The sequence below is a fragment of the Aliiglaciecola sp. 3_MG-2023 genome (assembly GCF_030548205.1).
In the GTDB taxonomy this organism is placed as follows: Bacteria; Pseudomonadota; Gammaproteobacteria; order Enterobacterales; family Alteromonadaceae; genus Aliiglaciecola.
In genome coordinates this window covers 140,213-158,405 of sequence record NZ_JAUORV010000008.1, presented here as the reverse complement: position 1 = coordinate 158,405, position 18,193 = coordinate 140,213, and the positions used below count along the sequence as shown (strand labels likewise).

The window sequence follows — 18,193 nt, the reverse complement described above, 5'->3', positions numbered from 1 at the left end:
TACCATAAAAATCAGATAGTTAAGTAAATTACAAAGTTGACCAAATTCCGCTGTTAGCACTTTAGTACTAGGAATTACCTAAGTGAGAAATTAGCATGGGGGAGCGTTTCCGTTGTCACTAAGCCTTTAGTACTAGAATCAAGAAATAGCGCAATATTCTTACCAAAAAAGTTGTATTTTATCTATTTTAGGTGGAAAAATTACACAAACTAGGTCTACGCTAACCAAGTTGTGTAAATGCAAGACTCATTGTTATGTTGTTTGGAGAATCTATAACCGTCACTTAGCCAAAAGCTAAGTTTGTTTGTGTTTATTTAGGATTCTTTAATTATGAAAGCCAAACTTTCTGCAATCACACTAGCGTTGTTGCCAGCGCTAGCCATTAGCCATGCCTCTGCTGCTAGTTCGCATGGGTATAAATCAGATTCCGTCATAGTCGTATATAAAGACGGCGTTTCTGCGAGCCAAAAGAAATCAGCCAGAGCCAAAGTTGCTGCTCGTATAACCGATTTAAACCGAGATGAAGTTGATGATCGCTTTTCCCATTTGATGAATGGTCGGATAGCAAAACTAAAACTCAATGGAAAATCTGTAAAAACTGCACTTGAAACCCTCAGGGCCGACCCTGCCGTTTTGTACGCTGAGCCAAATTACATCGTTAAAACTGCACTTATTCCAGACGATACTGAATTCGGTTCATTATGGGGGTTAAATAATACAGGCCAAAGTGGCGGCATTGAAGATGCTGATATCGACGCGCCTGAAGCCTGGGATATTACCACTGGAGACAGCAGTATCGTCATCGGTGTTATTGATACTGGTGTAGACTATTTACACGAAGATCTTAACGATAATATGTGGATGAACCCAGGTGAAATAGCGGGGGATGGTATAGATAATGACGGTAACGGCTATGTAGATGATGTATATGGTATTGATACTGTTAATGGTGATACCGATCCTATGGATGATCAAGGACATGGCTCGCACGTTTCCGGAACTATTGGGGCAACCGGTAATAACGGTATTGGGGTGGTTGGAGTTAGTCACCAAGTGTCAATTGCTGGCTGTAAATTCCTTGCTGCAGACGGTTACGGGGATACCGCTGGAGCCATCGAATGTATTGATTATTTTGTAGCGTTAAAAGACAGTGGCGTTAATGTACGCGCACTTAACAACAGCTGGGGTGGCGGTGCATTTAGCGACGCCTTGAAAGATTCTATTACTGCTGCTGGCGATGCAGATATTTTATTTGTAGCTGCAGCAGGCAACGATGGCACTGATAATGATGTCCTACCCCACTACCCATCTAATTATGACAACGACAGTATCCTAGCCGTAGCCAGTGTTAATCGAACCGATGGCGACTCTGGTTATTCTTGGGGTTTAACAACGGTAGATATGGCTGCCCCCGGTACCGCAATTTTGTCTACCACGCCAGGAAACGGATATTCTAGTTACTCGGGCACGTCAATGGCTACCCCTCATGTGGCTGGTGCTGCGGCTTTAGTGTGGTCATTAAATCCAGATTTAACTGCCCTTGAGATGAAAAGCTTGTTAATGGCAACCGGAGACGATAACGCGGTAATGCAAGGTCGCACGGTGACAGGTAAACGTCTTAATGTACACCAGGCACTGTTAGACGCAGATCCAACTCCGGGCTTCAAATTTAGTGTTAGCCCCGTTAATTTAGACATAACAGCAGGCGAAAGTGCCGTTTATACCTTTGAAGTAGGTAGTATTTCGGATTGGGATGGCGAAGTGACTTTATCCTTAACAGATGCGTCAGGTTTGGGCATGCTATCAGCAACAACCGTTGAACCAGGGGACACTTTTACCCTCACAGTAGATACCCTTGATGATACCCCTTATGGCGACTACGAATTTATAGTAACTGGCACAAGTGGCGACATTGTTAAGGAAAAAACCCTAGGTTTATATGTATTCCCTCAAGGCCTAAACGACTTTGTTTACAGTAATAACACGTCAATACCTACACTTCCTAACGAAGACGATCCCGATGATATTGGTATTGATTCAGTGATTACCATTGCTGATCCACTAACTGTTTTTGGCACCAGTACCTTTGTTAACATTACCCACACCTATCGTGGAGACTTAATCTTAACATTAACCTCTCCAGCTGGCACTTCAACCGTGTTAACGGCCAATACTGGAGGCGCCGAAGACAACATTATCGAGAGCTTTGAATCCAGTGCATTTGATGGTGAAGTGGCTACCGGTGACTGGACATTAAATGTTCTTGATATCTACAACGGTGACAATGGCACCCTCAATAATTGGGAATTAACCATTACAGGTGTTGGTGACGTTGCCGATACACCACCGGTTTCGGCATTTAGTTATGAATCTGAGGCCTTGCAGGTAACCTTTACCAATGAAAGTACCGATGTTAATAATGACATAGTTAGCTATCTTTGGGACTTTGGTGACGGCAGCACATCAGTAGATGTCAATCCCGTTCACATATTCCCTGCCACGGGTAGCTATGACGTTTCCTTGACCACCACTGATGCAGAGGGACAATCTGATACTTCTGTTCAATCTGTTGCCGTATCCAGTGTTGACATTGAGGTAGAAGTAGATAGAGCCTATATGTCACGCTTTGGCAACTTACGGGTCGATTTGTCATACTCAGGGTCAAGTGCAGATATGGTTGATATCTATCGCAATGGCGAACTTCTCGAGACCGTAGAAAATACTGGTACCTATCGTGATAGAGAGCGTAGAGCCACAGACACAACCTTCGTTTACATGATTTGTGATGAAACCACAGCATGTTCAGACGAGGTCACTGTGTCTTTTTAAGTATTAATTAAGAGCATAAAAGCCCCGTTTTCGGGGCTTTTTTATGTTCTTATTACAGCAAGGGACTTAACCTTTACCTCAGAGCTTACCTTCATATATGGCCACCCCAGCTTGCCACACTAAATGAATAGACATGAGGGTTAGGATCAGTTTAAAAACCCCCTTGAATTTTTCCGCAGGAAGTTTTTTAAGCAACTTGATTCCAAACCAGGTTCCTACTGTTCCGCTTAACACCATAGCAATGATTAAAGGCAACCAATCCCAAAAAGCAAATCCTATGGCGCCAAATACCAGTGCTTTCAAACAATGTTGAAACGTCATGGATGCAGAAAAAGTCGCGGTGAAAGCGAGTTTGTCATAATTGTTAATGTACATATAACTCCCCACCAAAGGGCCACTAGCTCCAACAAACATAGACAAAAATGTGGTAACAACGCCAACGATAATTTTTGAGAATCGCGACCTTTCATTAATCGTGGGTAACTTCGCCCATAATAAATAGATAACAAACACACCAAGCAATAATTTCATTATAGCCAGTGGTAATTGAGTAACGACTAAGGAAGCTGATAAAGCCCCTAAAATCGCCCCCATACCAAAATACAGCAGCATATTTTTATCAAGATGTCGGAAAGTTAAGATTGCCCTATTCGCATTTGAACCTAATTGCACCAAGCCATGTATAGGTATGACAGCAGAGATTGGCATAACTGCAGCCATAACAAGTAGCAAAAAAACGCCACCTCCGGCACCAAAGCCAGCAGTAACAAAGGAACTAAAACCAGCAACTATGACTAACAAAATAATAAGTGTCGGGCTTAAAAAATCGTTAACAATAATGTCCATGCTTTTACACCACAGCTTTCACAACTTTGACCCTCAATATACATTTGTTTGGTAGCAACAAATATGTGCAATAAACATTGTATTTAAATTAGAATTTTTCCGTATCAATTTCTAATTGTGTGGCGGTTGGGTAGCGAGCTCCTACAACAGCACTATGAATAAAAACCTCTTCAAGTTGCTTAAGATCAGCCGGTTTTAACACAATTTTTGATGCCTGCATGTTTTCTGCTAAATGGTCAATCTGGGTGGTCCCAGGAATGGGCAAGACATGAGGACCTTGATGTAATAACCAAGCAAGGCTTAATTGGCTGAGTGTGCAATTATATGCATTCGCAATACTGTGGATTTGTTCAAGCAAGGATAAATTTTCTTGCAAATTATTAGCCTGGAATCGAGGCATGTTTTTACGAATATCTTGGTCTAAAAAGCCACTTGAATCATTAATATCACCACTTAAAAAGCCCCTTCCCAAAGGAGAAAATGCGACAAAAGCAATATCTAACTCCAAACAAGTTTCTAAGCAGGCAATTTCCGGATTTCGTGTCCACAATGAATATTCACTTTGGAGGGCTGAAATAGGATGCTCAGAATGGGCTTTTCGTAACGTCACAGCAGACACTTCTGACAAGCCGATGGATTTGATTTTACCTTCATCAACCAAACGAGAAAGTTCACCGACACTTTCCTCTATGGGGATACTTTTATCCCAACGGTGCAAATAGTACAAATCTAATACATCTGTTTGCAGACTAGACAAAGACTGTTCTATGGTTTCCCTAATGGCCTTTGGAGAGCCATCAATGACTCGTTTGCCGTCCACGGCGCGCATACCACATTTACTGGCTAAGAAAATACGCTGACGATGGGGTTTAAGTACTTTTCCCACTAACTTTTCATTGGCTCCAAAACCATACAGTGCCGCAGTATCAAAATGGGTAACACCGAAATCCAATGCTTTTTCAAGTAACGCAATACCATCAGATTCTTGGGGAGGAGTACCATATGCATGACTCAGATTCATGCACCCTAAACCAATCTCAGACACCCAATTTCCTGCAATACTTCGTTGTTTCATATGATTATTTTAACTCCACATTATATTCAAACTGGGTGTTCTACCTTGCACAACTAACGAGCAAAAATTAACTTAAATTAGCTGAAGGACCCCATCACCTTTAAACACTTAGCCACAAAATGTTATTTTGCGAATTAACTTTATAAAACCGAATAACCCTTTGCTTTTAATCCTTATTGATTGGCTAGCTTCTCTTTTTCCAACGCACTGACGACAGCATCACGTTTCAGCATAGCTTCCGTATGCCTAGCCAAATTTGGTAATGTTGACAAGCTAAAATCACAGCGCTGCAATCTAGAGATGATCCAGAAAATATAAGCATCCATAGCACTCCATTGGTCACCATACCACCAAGCACTGTTCGCCAATTTTTGTTCTACCCAAGCTAAGTTCTCAAGTAAAGCTGCGAGGGCTTTTTGTTTTACGCTTGTTGTGCAACTCTCATCAGCAAAAAAACCTGGAATGCAAAATCGGGTCACTAACGGATGAATTGTAGATGAACAAAAACATAGATCGGAGATTTGTTGATACTCAGCTAAACCTGAATCAACGTTTGGTAATAAATTAGCGTCTGGAAAGTGTTCGCTAATATATTTGATTATCATTGGGTTTTCAGTCAGCACCTCGCCATCAATAGACAGCGCAGGTACTTTCGATTTAGGGTTGATTTGCTTAAAATTAGCGGTTTTGTGTTCGCCTTTCATTAAGTTTACCCAATGAACATCATATTCAGCTTTCGCTTCTTCTAACAAAATCAAAGACACTCTTGAGCAACTTCCTGGCATCGCAAATAAGGTTATACTAGACATAAACTACCTATGTTAATCATGTTTATTAATGCAATTATCAGTTGATGAAAATTGTAAAAATTAAGAAAATCCCAGCATTTGGCTCGCTAAGTTGAATCCGAAAACTAAATAGCAACTAATTTGAAAACTTACCCACAAAAAGCTGGAACTCAAGAAATTGACAGCCACTGTTACAAAAAGCGTTAACTAAGACTTTTCGCTTTTTTGTAAGAGCCGAGCAGCTTTAGATTATTTGTTTTACCTATCTCACTCAACGCTTCGGCAACAATAGGATCATCCATATTTCCATCAAAATCGATGAAAAAGTGATATTTCCCAAAGGTTTTTCGCGTTGGACGTGAGATTATCGAAGTAAGGTTGATATTTCGCTTTGAAAAAGAGAGCAGTACTTCTCCTAGATAACCTGGATGATCATGGTCATCGAGCACAATTAAACTGGTTTTATCCGCCTCTGGTGATGTTGGCAAAGCAGTTTTAGACATCACTAAAAATCGAGTTTGATTGTTTTTATAATCATTCACCTCTTCAACTACCAGCGGAAAATCATCTTTTCGATAAGATGTAGAGGGAACAATTGCCGCACTAGGTATGTCGGCATCTTTAAACCGATTGAGGGATTCAATATTGCTATCTGTAGTCACAATTTTCGCCTGACTAATTTCGTCTAAGAATTCAAAACACTGGCCCCGCGCGACAAATTGCACATACAATTGTTGAATCTCAGATAACGAATTGGCATTACTGATCATTGAAAACTTGATGGGCAGTATAATTTCACTTGCAACATACAAATCTGCGGCAATAAGCTCATCTAAGACAAGTGCTATAAAGCCCTCAGAGAAGTTTTCGATGGGAATAATACCGATATCACAGCTTTTACCTATTTCAGAGAGGGTACCAACAATCGTTGGAAAATATTCCACTTGATAGGTATCTGATTGATTGGAGGTATAAATACCAGTGGCCATGTCAGAGAACGTACCTGGAGGCCCTAAAGTTGCAATTTTTTTCATAACATCTTGTTCTTAATACAAGATTCTGATTGTACACCTTCCAGATAGATGGCAACAGTAGTTGATTGGATTTTCAGTGTAGAATAGCGCTTTTATAGCGCGTATTTTTAATCGGCATTTTACGAAAACAAGATAAGATTAAAAATACCCCGATATTTGCATTTGTCTTTCAACTAATTCCTGACTTTGTTTCAAAGCAAATTCTACGGTAATCTCTTTTTTTAGGGCCTTTTCAATTAAAATACCCACTTGGTCTCCCATTGAGGTAAATTCCGGAATAGGCACATATTGAACCCCTAAATACGGACTAGGTTTCAACGTAGAATGATACAAGTCGATATTGTTAATAGTATCAATGACAATTGGCGCAAAAGGCGCAGCTTTAATATAGGCTTCATTTTGATATAAGGACTTACGCGTTCCCTGTGGAATTAAATGCCATCCGTATTGTTCAGCAACTAAGTCGATATATTCAGTTGATGTAGCCCATTGCGCAAATTTCAAAGCAGCATCTTGCTGAGAAGATGAACTGGGAATGGCAAAAGACCAAGTCCATAACCAATTGGAACCGTTTTTGTATAAAGCTACGGGAGCATTTGCCATTTTAATATGCTGACTAAACTCGGATTGAGCGGGATCTGCCAGTGAACTAGCAGCAATAGAGGCATCGACCCAAATTCCACATTTTCCTTTTTGGAACAGGTTGAGATTTTCCACATAATTGTTTTCTACAGCATTAGGTGGGCCGAAATTAGTAATCAAATCTATATACATAGAAACGGCATTGTGCCACTCCCGCGTTGCAATCTGAGGGCGCCAATTTAAGTCAAACCAACTGCCTCCATAGCTATTCACCATAGTCGTAATCAGAGCTAAATTGGATCCCCAGCCAGCTTTTCCGCGCAGACAAATGCCATAAACCCCTTTTTCAGGTGCATTCAGCTTTTTAGCAAACTCATATAATTGAGCAAAAGTTGGCTGCTGCGGCATAATAATACCGGCTTGTTCAAATAAATCTGTGCGGTAATAGGTTACTGAAGACTCTGCATAAAAAGGTAATGCATAAAATTTTTCGTTAAAGGAAACATCACTTTTAACACTTTCAACAATATCATCTAAATCGTATTTTTCAGATAGCCTGTCGATTGGTATTATCCAGCCATTTTTAGCCCAAATGGAGACTTCATATGAACCTATGGTCATAATATCGAATTGCCCTGCGTTAATCGCTAAATCCGTTAATAACCGCTTTCGCAACATTCCCTCATCTAACACTTTCCAAGAAAGCTCAATACCTGGATTTTTTGCTTCAAAGTGAGTGGAAAGTTCTTTTAAAATTAGCATATCAGCATTGTTCACAGTGCCGATCACCAGCGGGATTTTGTTAGTATTATTGCTGCTATTTAGCTTTGGAGATGGAGAAAAGCCATGTATTGCCAACAGCTCTGCCAAACGACCATCTGCCACCATTGACGCTAACCCCTGATTAAAGAGCGCTAAATATCGTTGAGCATTTGCATTATCTTTAGCAAAGGCAACATGAAACTCTTTATCAACTAAAGGGGGGTAAATAAACTCTAACATACCAATCATATGCGGACGTTGGGAAACAATTAAGTGGCCCGCACTGAATTTATCGATAAGTGCAAAATCAATACGTTTGGCGTAAAGCTTATCAATGTTGACTAGGTTGTTTGACACATATTGTTTGCTTAAAGTGCTCGACTTTTTAATTAATTGTTCTGATGCGCTCCCTCTCACTAAACCAAAATGGTAATCACGCAATGCAGCAAAAACTTCATTTACATTTTTTTGCTCAAGGTCATCGGATACATTGGTATCTTTGCGCTTCAATAAACCGATTACATCTCCTGGGAATGGATTTGAATAGAGAAATTTATCAGATGCAACATTATTTTTATAAACTGGCAGGATCCCGTCAACTTTGCCCTCAGTCGCTAATTTTTGTGCTCTGGCCGCGGGATAATAGACAATATCAACGTGTATTCCTTGTCGATTAAACGCTTCTGTAACAATTTGATGAACGTAGCCTTGGTTAGGTAGACTCAAGCCAATATAAGGAACATGCTCTTCTGCAACCAGCAGTATCTGCTCTTTGGCATTTATCGATCCCATAAAAATTAAACACAACACAAAGTAGAGCATCTTCCCCTTGCCCTTTAACTCTGTAAAAAATGTGCTTCGCTTATCATTCAATTGGGACGACTCCATTTATCCTTAAACACCAAATTCCATACTTGTTTTTAATCATTCACCTAAAGTATATTCTGCCCCTGTTCAGGATTTCTCGCAGATTCAGCTTGGCTGCGAATGCTATCTGCATCACTACTCAAATCTTCAGTAAAGTCTGATGCTTGCTCTCGCCCTTCTATTTTAGATGATAAAGCTTGATTATCCAATTGATTGTCTTGTTTTTTCAACAACTTATTCTCTTGGTCATCTTTTTCTTGTTGTTTTAATTTAGCGGTAATCAACTGATCTGCATCAGATATTTTAATGCCTTCGGGAAATATAACTTCCCGCGCATCATCCGGCATACTAATTCCCGCTTGTTCAAACTCACTCAATATTGTTCTCATTAACAATGAAGACACTTTCAATAAACTATGCTGATGGGTGTTGATCCAAAAGTATACTTTCAGGTTGACTGTTGAAGATGCCAGGGTATCAACTAAAACTTGAGGCTCAGGTTCATCTAATACCGCGTCTGTCATTTGCAAGACGGTCATTGCTAGTTTTTGTGCTTCAACGACACTTGAGTCATAACCCACCCCAATAACAAAACTTCCCCGGGAATTAGGATTGGCACTGATATTCCTGATAATATTCTTGTATACCGTTGAATTGGGGATCTGAATATGATCGCCATCAAAATCGAGTAACGTGGTTGCTCTGGCAGTCACTTGCTTGACGACACCTATATGACTTTCCACCTGGATAATATCGCCAATTTTAAATGGCTTCTGAATACTTAGCAGTAAACTTGAAATGAAGTTCTCTGCGATGTCTTTAAATGCAAAACCAATAATCAAGCCCGCCACACCAGTACCACTTAAAATGGCAACAGCAAACTCACTTAAGCCTGCAAAACGTAGAAAAATATAAGCGCCTAACAAAATAATTAGTAATTGAAAAACACGCCGAATAACCACTCTGATAAGTAGACTGGAACTAATATAGGAAAAGGGTTTGAGCATCCATTCTGAAATATAGCGTGAAGACAGATAAAAGATGATGAAGATCACTAGCCCAAAAATAACAGACGGTAATGCTTGTAAGAATTCAAACCAATAAGATTGAATCTCATTCCAGATAACATTCGATTCTTCAACAATGGTTGGCGGCGCACCTAGCTCGCTTTGCCCATGCGCCTGAAAACTGCTCATCACAATTAGGTATAGAAGGTTAATCGCTAGTTGTTTCAACATGGATAATCACACCTCATTAAAATTGAGCCTAAACATTACTCTACACTACCATTTCTTGATTGCGAAAATTTAGCATTTTCGGACGCTGATTAACTATTTTTACTTTATGATCCACTAATGCGCTGCTGATTTCAGTAAATGAGTTAGCCAAATAGATTTTGTAGCTGTTGTAAGTTAATAGGTTTAAGCAGAGCGCTTTTGATCCCGTAATGTTTTAACTCATCATTGGTGATTTCTTCACCACTTACAATAATCAATTCACTATTTGACTGAAACTGACCAATTTCAGTTGCCAAACTAAGACCATTTCCATCAGGTAAATTTTTGTCGAGTAGAATATGGGTAAATTGTTTCGATTGCCTAACCAGACTTAAACACGACTGATAGGAGTTGGCGATCACGGCGGTAATCCCTAAGCTCTCAAGTAAAAGAACAATGAGTTCTGCCGCGTCTATATCATCTTCTACCACTAGAACACGTGGTTGCTGTATATTTTCGGGTGCTTTGTTTTGATGATTTTCGGATTCCCAATCCGTTTTTGTTGATTTCAAATGGTCTGCGATTGATTGAAAAAGCACGTTACGATCGATTGGTTTACCTATCACGCTATCAAAACCTAATGATTTCAGTTCCAGGTCTACACCTTTCATATTCGCAGCAGTCAATGCTAAAACCGGTTTGCAATAACCAAGTTCGCGTATTTTAACAATGGCTTTGCGACCATCCATGACCGGCATGTGAATGTCCATAACAACGAGATCAAAATCACTTTCAGGCTCTTCTATGGCCTTAATCGCCTGACTGCCATCTGCTGCAAAACGCACATCTAATCCAAAGGCGCGACACATTTCGCCGACCAATTGCCTTATGTCAGACAAATCATCGACAATCAGAACTTTTCCTGTAAGCTGCGGATACTTTTCAATTCTTTGAGAGTCTGAAACTTTCACATCTAAGGGTTCAAGGGGGCTTCTTAGCTCAATAGGTAACTTCAGGCTAACAGTAAATTCACTGCCTTCTCCTAATTTGGATTCTACACTGATCACCCCATCCATTCGCCGCACCAGCTCAGTAGCAATAGCTAAGCCTAGACCTGCGCCCTGCTCTTTCTTTAACGTCACATCTTCTAATTGTTGAAAGGGGATGAAGATAACGTCAATTTGACTTTCCGCGATACCAATCCCAGTATCACAAACTTTAAATCGTATGTGTTCAGGCTGCGCCGGGTCAAAATCCACACAAAGAGATACCTCACCAAAATCAGTAAATTTAATTCCATTAAAAAGTAAATTAATGATGACTTGCCGTAAACGAGTGGGATCTGCATAGATGGATTCAGGTACCAGGGCCGATGCATAAAATTTAAGCGCTAATCCTTTTTCACTTGCAGGCATTTGCATCAAGGTCAAGATATCCCCGACAAAACTATTTAATTTGATATTGGCAGGTTTCAATTGCAGTTTTCCAGCCGCAATTTTAGACAAATCCAAGATATCGTTTAGCAAATTCAGTAAGTGTTGGCCATTGTTTAAAATTGTAGAAAGCTCTTTGCTTGCATCGTTAGCTTTATCACCGTTTAACAAAAGTTCGGTGTATCCCAAAATTGACGTGAGGGGTGTACGCAACTCATGACTTAAATGGGCGATAAATCTGTCTTTGGAGCGACTTTCTATTTCCGCGTTCAAACTCTGTTGACGCGCTTTTTCAATCTCAGCTCGAGAAATAGCGTAGCGAATAGCCCGGGTGAACCTCGCATTAGTAATATCACCCTTGACTAAAAAGTCAGCGGCACCTGCTTTCAGTGCTAGCCTATCGAGATCATCATCAGACTGACCGGTAAGCATGATGATGGGGACATGGGAACCTAGAGCTTGGGCTTTTTCTAAAACATCGATGCCAGTATAGGCCCCTAGATGATAATCGAGCAGACAAATTTCATGCACATTTTTTTGCAATTGATCTAACGCATCGTTTAAGTTCGTTACCCAATCAATTTCAAAATGATGACGATCAAGTTTTTCTAATTGATCTTGGGTGAGAATATAATCATCTTCATCATCTTCTACGATTAAGATACGTGCTGATTTCACATCCATATTACGCAATCACCTTAATTGACTATTCTCTATTTTCAGGCAACTCAACAATCTCAACCCAATACTTACCTAACGCTTTCATCACTTCCACCAAACCTTCAAAATTTACTGGTTTGGTAATATAAGACGCCGCGCCTAAACCGTAGCCTTTCACCTTGTCTTCTTCTTCCTTTGAAGTGGTTAAAATCACCACTGGAATACTTCTCAAGTTTGGATCGGCTTTAATTTCCGCAAGGGCCTCCCTTCCGTCTTTGCGAGGCATATTCAAGTCGAGTAAAATTAAACCGGGTCTAGGATACTTTTCCTTGTCGGCATATTTCCCCACACGTTTTAAGTAGTTTATTAACTCCACGCCGTCCTCTACACATTGAAGACTATTGAGAACTCGACTCTCATTCAGGGCGTCTTGAGCGAGCAAACGATCATCATCGTCGTCGTCGGCCATTAAAATGACTAATGACCTTTTATTTGAATAAGGCATTTATTTCCTTTCTTAATTATTAGTTTGATTCAATTTTATTCAGTACTGCGTCAGTGGGTAATTTAATCACAAAAACAGAGCCTTTACCCAATTCACTGGTTGCAGAAATAGTACCACCGTGGCGTTCAACAATCCGTCGGCACACCGCAAGACCAATTCCCGTTCCTTTATATTCATTGCGCCCATGTAACCTCTGAAACGGCACAAATATTTTTTCGGCAAATTCATTTTCAAAACCAACACCGTTATCCTTTATGGTGAAGACATGCATATCACCGTCAGCAATACCATTATCTAACGGATTTTCTTCTAGTTTGTACTGCAATTCGATTATGGGCGCCACTTCTGGTTTTCTAAACTTGATGGCATTTGACAATAAGTTTAGAAATAGTTGATTTAACTGACTGGGATCACCTTTGATTGTGGGTAGCTGTGAAACAATAAGCTGGGTTTTGCTTTCTTCAATGGCAATTTCTAAATCACTTTCAATTGCTTCAATCACTGTGGACATGTCGACGTCAGTAAAATCTTTGCCTCTTGTGGAAACTCGAGAAAACTCTAACAAATCACTAATTAAATTAGACATACGTTCTGCCGCATTTTTCATGCGATTTAGATAGTCTGCGCCTTTCTCACCCAGTTTTTCAGAATAGTCAGACTGGAGTCTGTCACCAAATGCACGAATTTTTCGGAGGGGCTCTTGAAGATCATGGGAAGCGACAAAGGCAAAATCCTCAAGCTCTCGGTTACTCCGAGCGAGCTCTTCAGAGTATAGGGTTAAAGTTTGGGTTCGCTCCTCTACTTTTAATGCAAGGTTCTCATTTTGCTGTTCTAATGAATTTCTAAATTTCTCTTCACTCACTAGATTCAACCTAGCTAACACTATTAACCCTAGCAGTAGCAAGGCACTAGTAATAGCAGAGGTGAAAAAAGTGAATACTGATTCTTTCTCCGAGCGATTTAATTTGCTATACAAAAAATTTCGATAAGAAAGTTCATTGTCGATTATTTGCGAAAAAAGTTGACCAAGATCTTTCGTTAACTCGTTACCTTCCCCCCCTTTTACCAGTCTGATTGCGGAGCGCTCCCGATCAGATTGGGCAAGGGCAACGGCTTTTTCCATCTCATCCATTTTCATTTCGGTGAGCTTAATTATTTCGTCGATTAACGCTTTTTGACCGACGATTTCCACGTTGACTACACGCACTTTCTCAATCTGTTCAGAGAGTTGCTTAACGGAACTAATATAAGGCGCGAGATACTCTTCAATTTCAGTTAATAGATAACCCCGTTGGCTACTTTCCGCTGCGAGTATCATAATATGTAATTCATCAAGGACTAAAATTACATTACCGGTGTTGGTCAGACTTTCCTGCACTTTGGCTAAATCTCGCGTGGTTTTAACTGCAAGATAAGCATTCACGCTAATCACCCCTAGCACTATGATGGTGACCGTAAACCAAGTGAAAACAGTGTTTCCAAATAAACGACGTTGTCTCATAAATTGTTGCTCATTGTTAAACTAAATTGAACGTTAAACTAAGTTGAAACGACAACGCTAATGGTTATTGTCTTTTTGCGAATCACTAATCATCTGAAGCTTGTCACTGCAATCTTGACAAGCTGCGATAATTTTACTTAACGCATCAACCGCTTTTTCGCGGGGTAAATCATTTTCCAAAACTAATTTGACTAATTCTGCGTTCATCGAAATTCGATTCAGAGGGCCTCGCGCGTCATGGACTAAGGTTCTAATATCATTATTTTGATTACGTTCTATTGTCATTAAAATTCCTATTATTCTTCAAAGTCACCGTAAGCATGTAGACGGTTGTAAAGAGTCTTGGTACTTATACCAAGCATTTCCGCGGCGAGTGTTTTGCTTCCATTTACTTTTTCAAGGGTGGCGCGAATTAATTCTTTTTCAACATTTTCAATTGTTTGTCCAGCTGATATCTGATTCGATGATGTTGAATTAGAAGCAAAAGGCGAGGCAAAACTGCTAGGTAAATCAATGGTTGATGATTCAGGATCACTCATGATGAACGCTCTGTGCACCGCATGACGAAGTTCCCGCACATTGCCCGGCCAATCATAATCAGTTAACCGTGTTAATTGTGGTTTAGACCAAGCAAAAGACGTTCCATTCTCCTCATTGAGCTCATTCAAGAAGGCTTCAGCCAAGAGAGGAATATCATCTTTACGTTGTCGCAAACTTGGAATATCGATAGGAAACACCGCTAACCGAAAATACACATCCTCCCTAAGTACCTTACTTTCAGCCAGTTCATTAACGCTTCTATTGGTTGCTGATACCACTCTGCAATTCACATCGATTTCTTTTGTTCCCCCTACTCTTGTGACCCGTTTTGATTCCAGTACACGCAGCAGATTTGGCTGCATATCAAGGGGCATTTCGGTCACCTCATCGAGGAACAAGGTTCCATTTTCAGCCCGCTCAAATACACCATCTTTACGACCCACAGCCCCTGTAAAGGCTCCTTTTTCATGGCCGAATAATTCGCTACCAATGAGTTCTTTAGACAGTGCACCACAATTAGTCGCAATTAATGGACCTTCGCATTGACTCGCGCTGTGAATTGCTTGAGCAACCACCTCTTTACCTACACCACTCTCTCCCATTAACATGACATTGGCGTTAGTTTTCGCTACTCGCTCGATCATCAAATACAGCTCTTGCATTGGCGCAGATTCGCCAATTAAACAACCAAAATGCAACGCTTTACTGACTTTTTTGACTGCTTTTTTAGACTTACGATTCAATACTTCTTCAATATCTTCACGCTGAAGAGGTTTCACTAGATAATTTACGTTAGGCCCGCACAATCCGGCTAACATCCCCTTTACCGAAGGATGCCCGGTAATTAAGGTAATGAAGGTTTGTTTTCCGGTGCTTAAATCTAATTCATCGATAAGGTGCAAACCACTGCCATCGGGCAGCATAAAATCAAGTAAAATATGATCAAACTGTTGATGCTCTAACCACTGCCGAGCTTCTTTTAATGATCCCGCCACTGACACCTCATGGCCTAAGAATTCAATAATTTGATAAGCTACGTCTGTAAACTCATTGTCATCATCAACTAATAAAACTTTTAACACATCATCGTCCTTTAATAATCAATATGTTGAAACTGCAAACATCTATTAGGAATGTGAAAGAACATTGCCCTACTCATTACTTTTTATCAACTTTAAAATATTCCCTAAAATCGAAAACCTGAATTTAAATCTCACTTAAACCTGCAAATTTTTCACATGAGTGAAACTTTTACTGACATAAACACATTTCGATCACTCTATAATTTAATAAACAATCTAAAGTCCTTTGCTATTTGTTAAAACCAGACAGCAACTAGTATGACCTCGATTTTTGTCAGACACTTAATTTCACTTTGGTGTAAATGTTGCCTTGATCTAAATGTTACTTTGGTCTAAATGTTGCTTTGACCTAAATGTTGCTCTTACTGTCTGAAGGGAGTTCCGCAAGGGACAGAACATTTCGAGGTTTTTATTGGGAACAATTCAATTTAAAGCCAAAAGGTCTCTGATACACCAACTCATAAGGCAAATTTTTAGGTGAAAAGATTAACCGGATTAAGTATATTAATCGCTGATGACAATAGGCTAACCTTGGAAGCCCTCAAAGGCCTTCTTGAACTGTCTGGTGCGACTGTGATTGCGGTTACAAATGGGCAGGAAGTTATTCATGCTCTTCGTTCAATGCCAAAAAAATTTGACGTCATCTTATTAGACATTAATATGCCTACCATGGACGGACTAACAACGGCTAAACAAATTAGATTAGACCCACGTTTTAACGATTTACCCATTGTTGCCGCCACAGCAGATTGCCAAGCAGAAGATCAATTGAAGTGCTATGAAGCAGGCATGAACGCACACATTGCTAAGCCCATTAGCTTGCACAAACTATGTGAAGGAGTACTCGCAGTTTTGCAAAAACACCCCCAACCAGTCGTTGATAATGAGCAAGATTCCAGCGTTATCAGCGATGCTGAACTGAAACAACAAATCTTAGACCGATTTGGTCAAAACCATACCGCAGTAGAAAATTTAATTCCCCTATATGCTCAGGAGTTTATAGAACAATTAAATATTCTTAAACACTCTCGTGATTCAAAAACCATCATTTCATCTTTGCATATCCTTAAAGGCTTGGCCGGAACAATAGGTGCCTTAGACGTGTATAACTATGTGGTTCAATTTCATGCTTTGGTCAAGAACCAGCAGCTAGACAATAATCAAATTAAAGAAAAATTAGAAACCCTTTCCAGAGTGCATGCGGTTAACCTGCAACGCTTACAACAATTGTTTGTTAAAACGGATACTCCTATCCATTTCCAAAAGGACGAAAATACCCAGTTCCCTCCAGAAAAGTGCAAACAAATCATCCATTTATTAGAAAAAAATGATCTATCTATTATTCAGTACGTTAAAGACTTGAGCTCTCAATTTCCCAACCATAGTGAATTGAGAACTCTCAATAAATTTATTGAGCAGCTAAAATTCCAACCCGCATTAGACTTCGTCTTAGCTCACTCAAAAAACTGTTTGCAGAGTACAAACCATGACAAATAAACAGGTTAATTTTGGCAATATATCTCATCGAATGCCGTTAATGCTCATCGCCGATGATCAGCCGTTAGTGGTTCGTCAGATTTATGAAATTTTTCAGAACGACTTCCATATTTTCATGGCTAGCGATGGGCTACAAAGCGTTGAAATGGCAAATGAATTGCTCCCAGATATCATTCTTTTAGATATTAATATGCCGCATTTAGATGGCTTTCGAGTATGTGAAAAAATAAAAGAAAACGTACTCACTTCGCATATTCCTGTGATTTTTATTACCTCGAATATCGATGAGGCCGATGAAGTCAGAGGTTTTGAAGTCGGCGGTGTCGACTTTATTCGCAAACCTATTAATCCCACCATTACATGGGCCAGGGTGCAAAGTCACGCGCAAATCAAACGCCAATCAGATTTGTTGCGCAGACTCGCCTTAGTTGATGGTTTGACAGGTGTTAGCAACCGTTATCAATTTGACGACCAACTGCGCACTGATTGGCTATCCTGTGCACGAGAACAAACGCCGTTAGCACTTTTGATGATTGATGCAGATAACTTCAAACAGTTAAACGACACTTATGGCCATCAAGCAGGTGACAAATTTTTGAAAGTGTTGGCAGAAAAAATAACCACCTGCGCGCACCGACCTGATGACTTAGTGGCCCGCTATGGTGGTGAGGAGTTTGCCTGTATTCTTCCTAACACTGACCTTGCTGGTGCGTCAAAAGTGGCTGAAGATATTCGTCACTTAATTGAGCAAACAATGGTCTGTATAGATACAAGTCAGGATACACATTTAAGTATTAAAACCACTGTGAGTATTGGTTTGCACTGCTTAATTCCAGATAGAAAGCGGCAGTGTGATATTTTAATAAAAAGCGCAGATCACGCCCTGTACCAGGCAAAATCTCAAGGAAAAAACCAAGTCTGTGTGTTTAACAATGAGAAAGTTGAACAGCTATCAAATTAAAAGGAAAGGCGAAA

Annotated in this window: 14 protein-coding genes; 3 read left to right on the top strand and 11 right to left on the bottom strand. The window is 40.0% G+C overall.

Annotation, left to right across the window (positions count from 1 at the left end; genetic code table 11):
* Positions 1-330 precede the first annotated feature (330 nt).
* Complete coding sequence (locus Q4574_RS11235; RefSeq protein WP_303474213.1) at positions 331-2,829, top strand: S8 family serine peptidase; 2,499 nt, start codon at positions 331-333, stop codon at positions 2,827-2,829.
* Between the two features lie 78 nt (positions 2,830-2,907).
* Here Q4574_RS11235 and Q4574_RS11230 read toward each other — a convergent pair whose 3' ends face one another.
* The 11 genes from Q4574_RS11230 to Q4574_RS11180 all read right to left on the bottom strand — a co-directional run bounded on the left by Q4574_RS11230 (position 2,908) and on the right by Q4574_RS11180 (position 15,721).
* A complete protein-coding gene (locus Q4574_RS11230; protein WP_303474212.1) occupies positions 2,908-3,675 on the bottom strand; it encodes a sulfite exporter TauE/SafE family protein in 768 nt (255 codons plus the stop codon).
* An 88-nt stretch (positions 3,676-3,763) separates the two neighbouring features.
* On the bottom strand, positions 3,764-4,750 hold the full coding sequence (locus Q4574_RS11225; RefSeq protein WP_303474211.1) for an aldo/keto reductase: 987 nt from the start codon (positions 4,748-4,750) through the stop codon (positions 3,764-3,766).
* A 173-nt stretch (positions 4,751-4,923) separates the two neighbouring features.
* Complete coding sequence (locus tag Q4574_RS11220) at positions 4,924-5,559, bottom strand: glutathione S-transferase family protein (RefSeq protein ID WP_303474210.1); 636 nt, start codon at positions 5,557-5,559, stop codon at positions 4,924-4,926.
* A 182-nt stretch (positions 5,560-5,741) separates the two neighbouring features.
* A complete protein-coding gene (locus Q4574_RS11215; protein WP_303474209.1) occupies positions 5,742-6,572 on the bottom strand; it encodes a prephenate dehydratase domain-containing protein in 831 nt (276 codons plus the stop codon).
* 138 nt (positions 6,573-6,710) lie between these two features.
* The gene (locus Q4574_RS11210; protein WP_303474208.1) at positions 6,711-8,789 is read right to left on the bottom strand and encodes an extracellular solute-binding protein; all 2,079 of its coding nucleotides are present in this window, start codon (positions 8,787-8,789) and stop codon (positions 6,711-6,713) included.
* Between the two features lie 59 nt (positions 8,790-8,848).
* Positions 8,849-10,021: a mechanosensitive ion channel family protein gene (locus tag Q4574_RS11205; RefSeq protein ID WP_303474207.1), complete on the bottom strand. Its 1,173-nt coding sequence runs from the start codon at positions 10,019-10,021 to the stop codon at positions 8,849-8,851.
* A gap of 143 nt (positions 10,022-10,164) precedes the next feature.
* The gene (locus tag Q4574_RS11200; RefSeq protein ID WP_303474206.1) at positions 10,165-12,117 is read right to left on the bottom strand and encodes a response regulator; all 1,953 of its coding nucleotides are present in this window, start codon (positions 12,115-12,117) and stop codon (positions 10,165-10,167) included.
* Between the two features lie 22 nt (positions 12,118-12,139).
* Positions 12,140-12,598 (bottom strand): response regulator, encoded by a 459-nt coding sequence (locus Q4574_RS11195; protein ID WP_303474205.1) that lies wholly within the window; start codon positions 12,596-12,598, stop codon positions 12,140-12,142.
* 19 nt (positions 12,599-12,617) lie between these two features.
* The gene (locus tag Q4574_RS11190; protein ID WP_303474204.1) at positions 12,618-14,099 is read right to left on the bottom strand and encodes an ATP-binding protein; all 1,482 of its coding nucleotides are present in this window, start codon (positions 14,097-14,099) and stop codon (positions 12,618-12,620) included.
* A gap of 57 nt (positions 14,100-14,156) precedes the next feature.
* The gene (locus Q4574_RS11185; protein WP_303474203.1) at positions 14,157-14,384 is read right to left on the bottom strand and encodes a histidine kinase; all 228 of its coding nucleotides are present in this window, start codon (positions 14,382-14,384) and stop codon (positions 14,157-14,159) included.
* Between the two features lie 11 nt (positions 14,385-14,395).
* Positions 14,396-15,721 carry a sigma-54 dependent transcriptional regulator gene (locus tag Q4574_RS11180; protein ID WP_303474202.1) on the bottom strand — a complete coding sequence of 442 codons (1,326 nt, stop codon included), beginning with the start codon at positions 15,719-15,721 and terminating at the stop codon, positions 14,396-14,398.
* A gap of 477 nt (positions 15,722-16,198) precedes the next feature.
* On the opposite strand from Q4574_RS11180, the gene Q4574_RS11175 reads away from it, so the two are divergent.
* Positions 16,199-17,218, top strand: a complete 1,020-nt coding sequence (locus tag Q4574_RS11175; protein WP_303474200.1) for a hybrid sensor histidine kinase/response regulator — start codon at positions 16,199-16,201, stop codon at positions 17,216-17,218.
* The gene (locus tag Q4574_RS11170) at positions 17,208-18,179 is read left to right on the top strand and encodes a diguanylate cyclase (RefSeq protein ID WP_303474199.1); all 972 of its coding nucleotides are present in this window, start codon (positions 17,208-17,210) and stop codon (positions 18,177-18,179) included. Before Q4574_RS11175 ends, Q4574_RS11170 begins: the two co-directional genes overlap by 11 nt.
* Positions 18,180-18,193 lie beyond the last annotated feature (14 nt).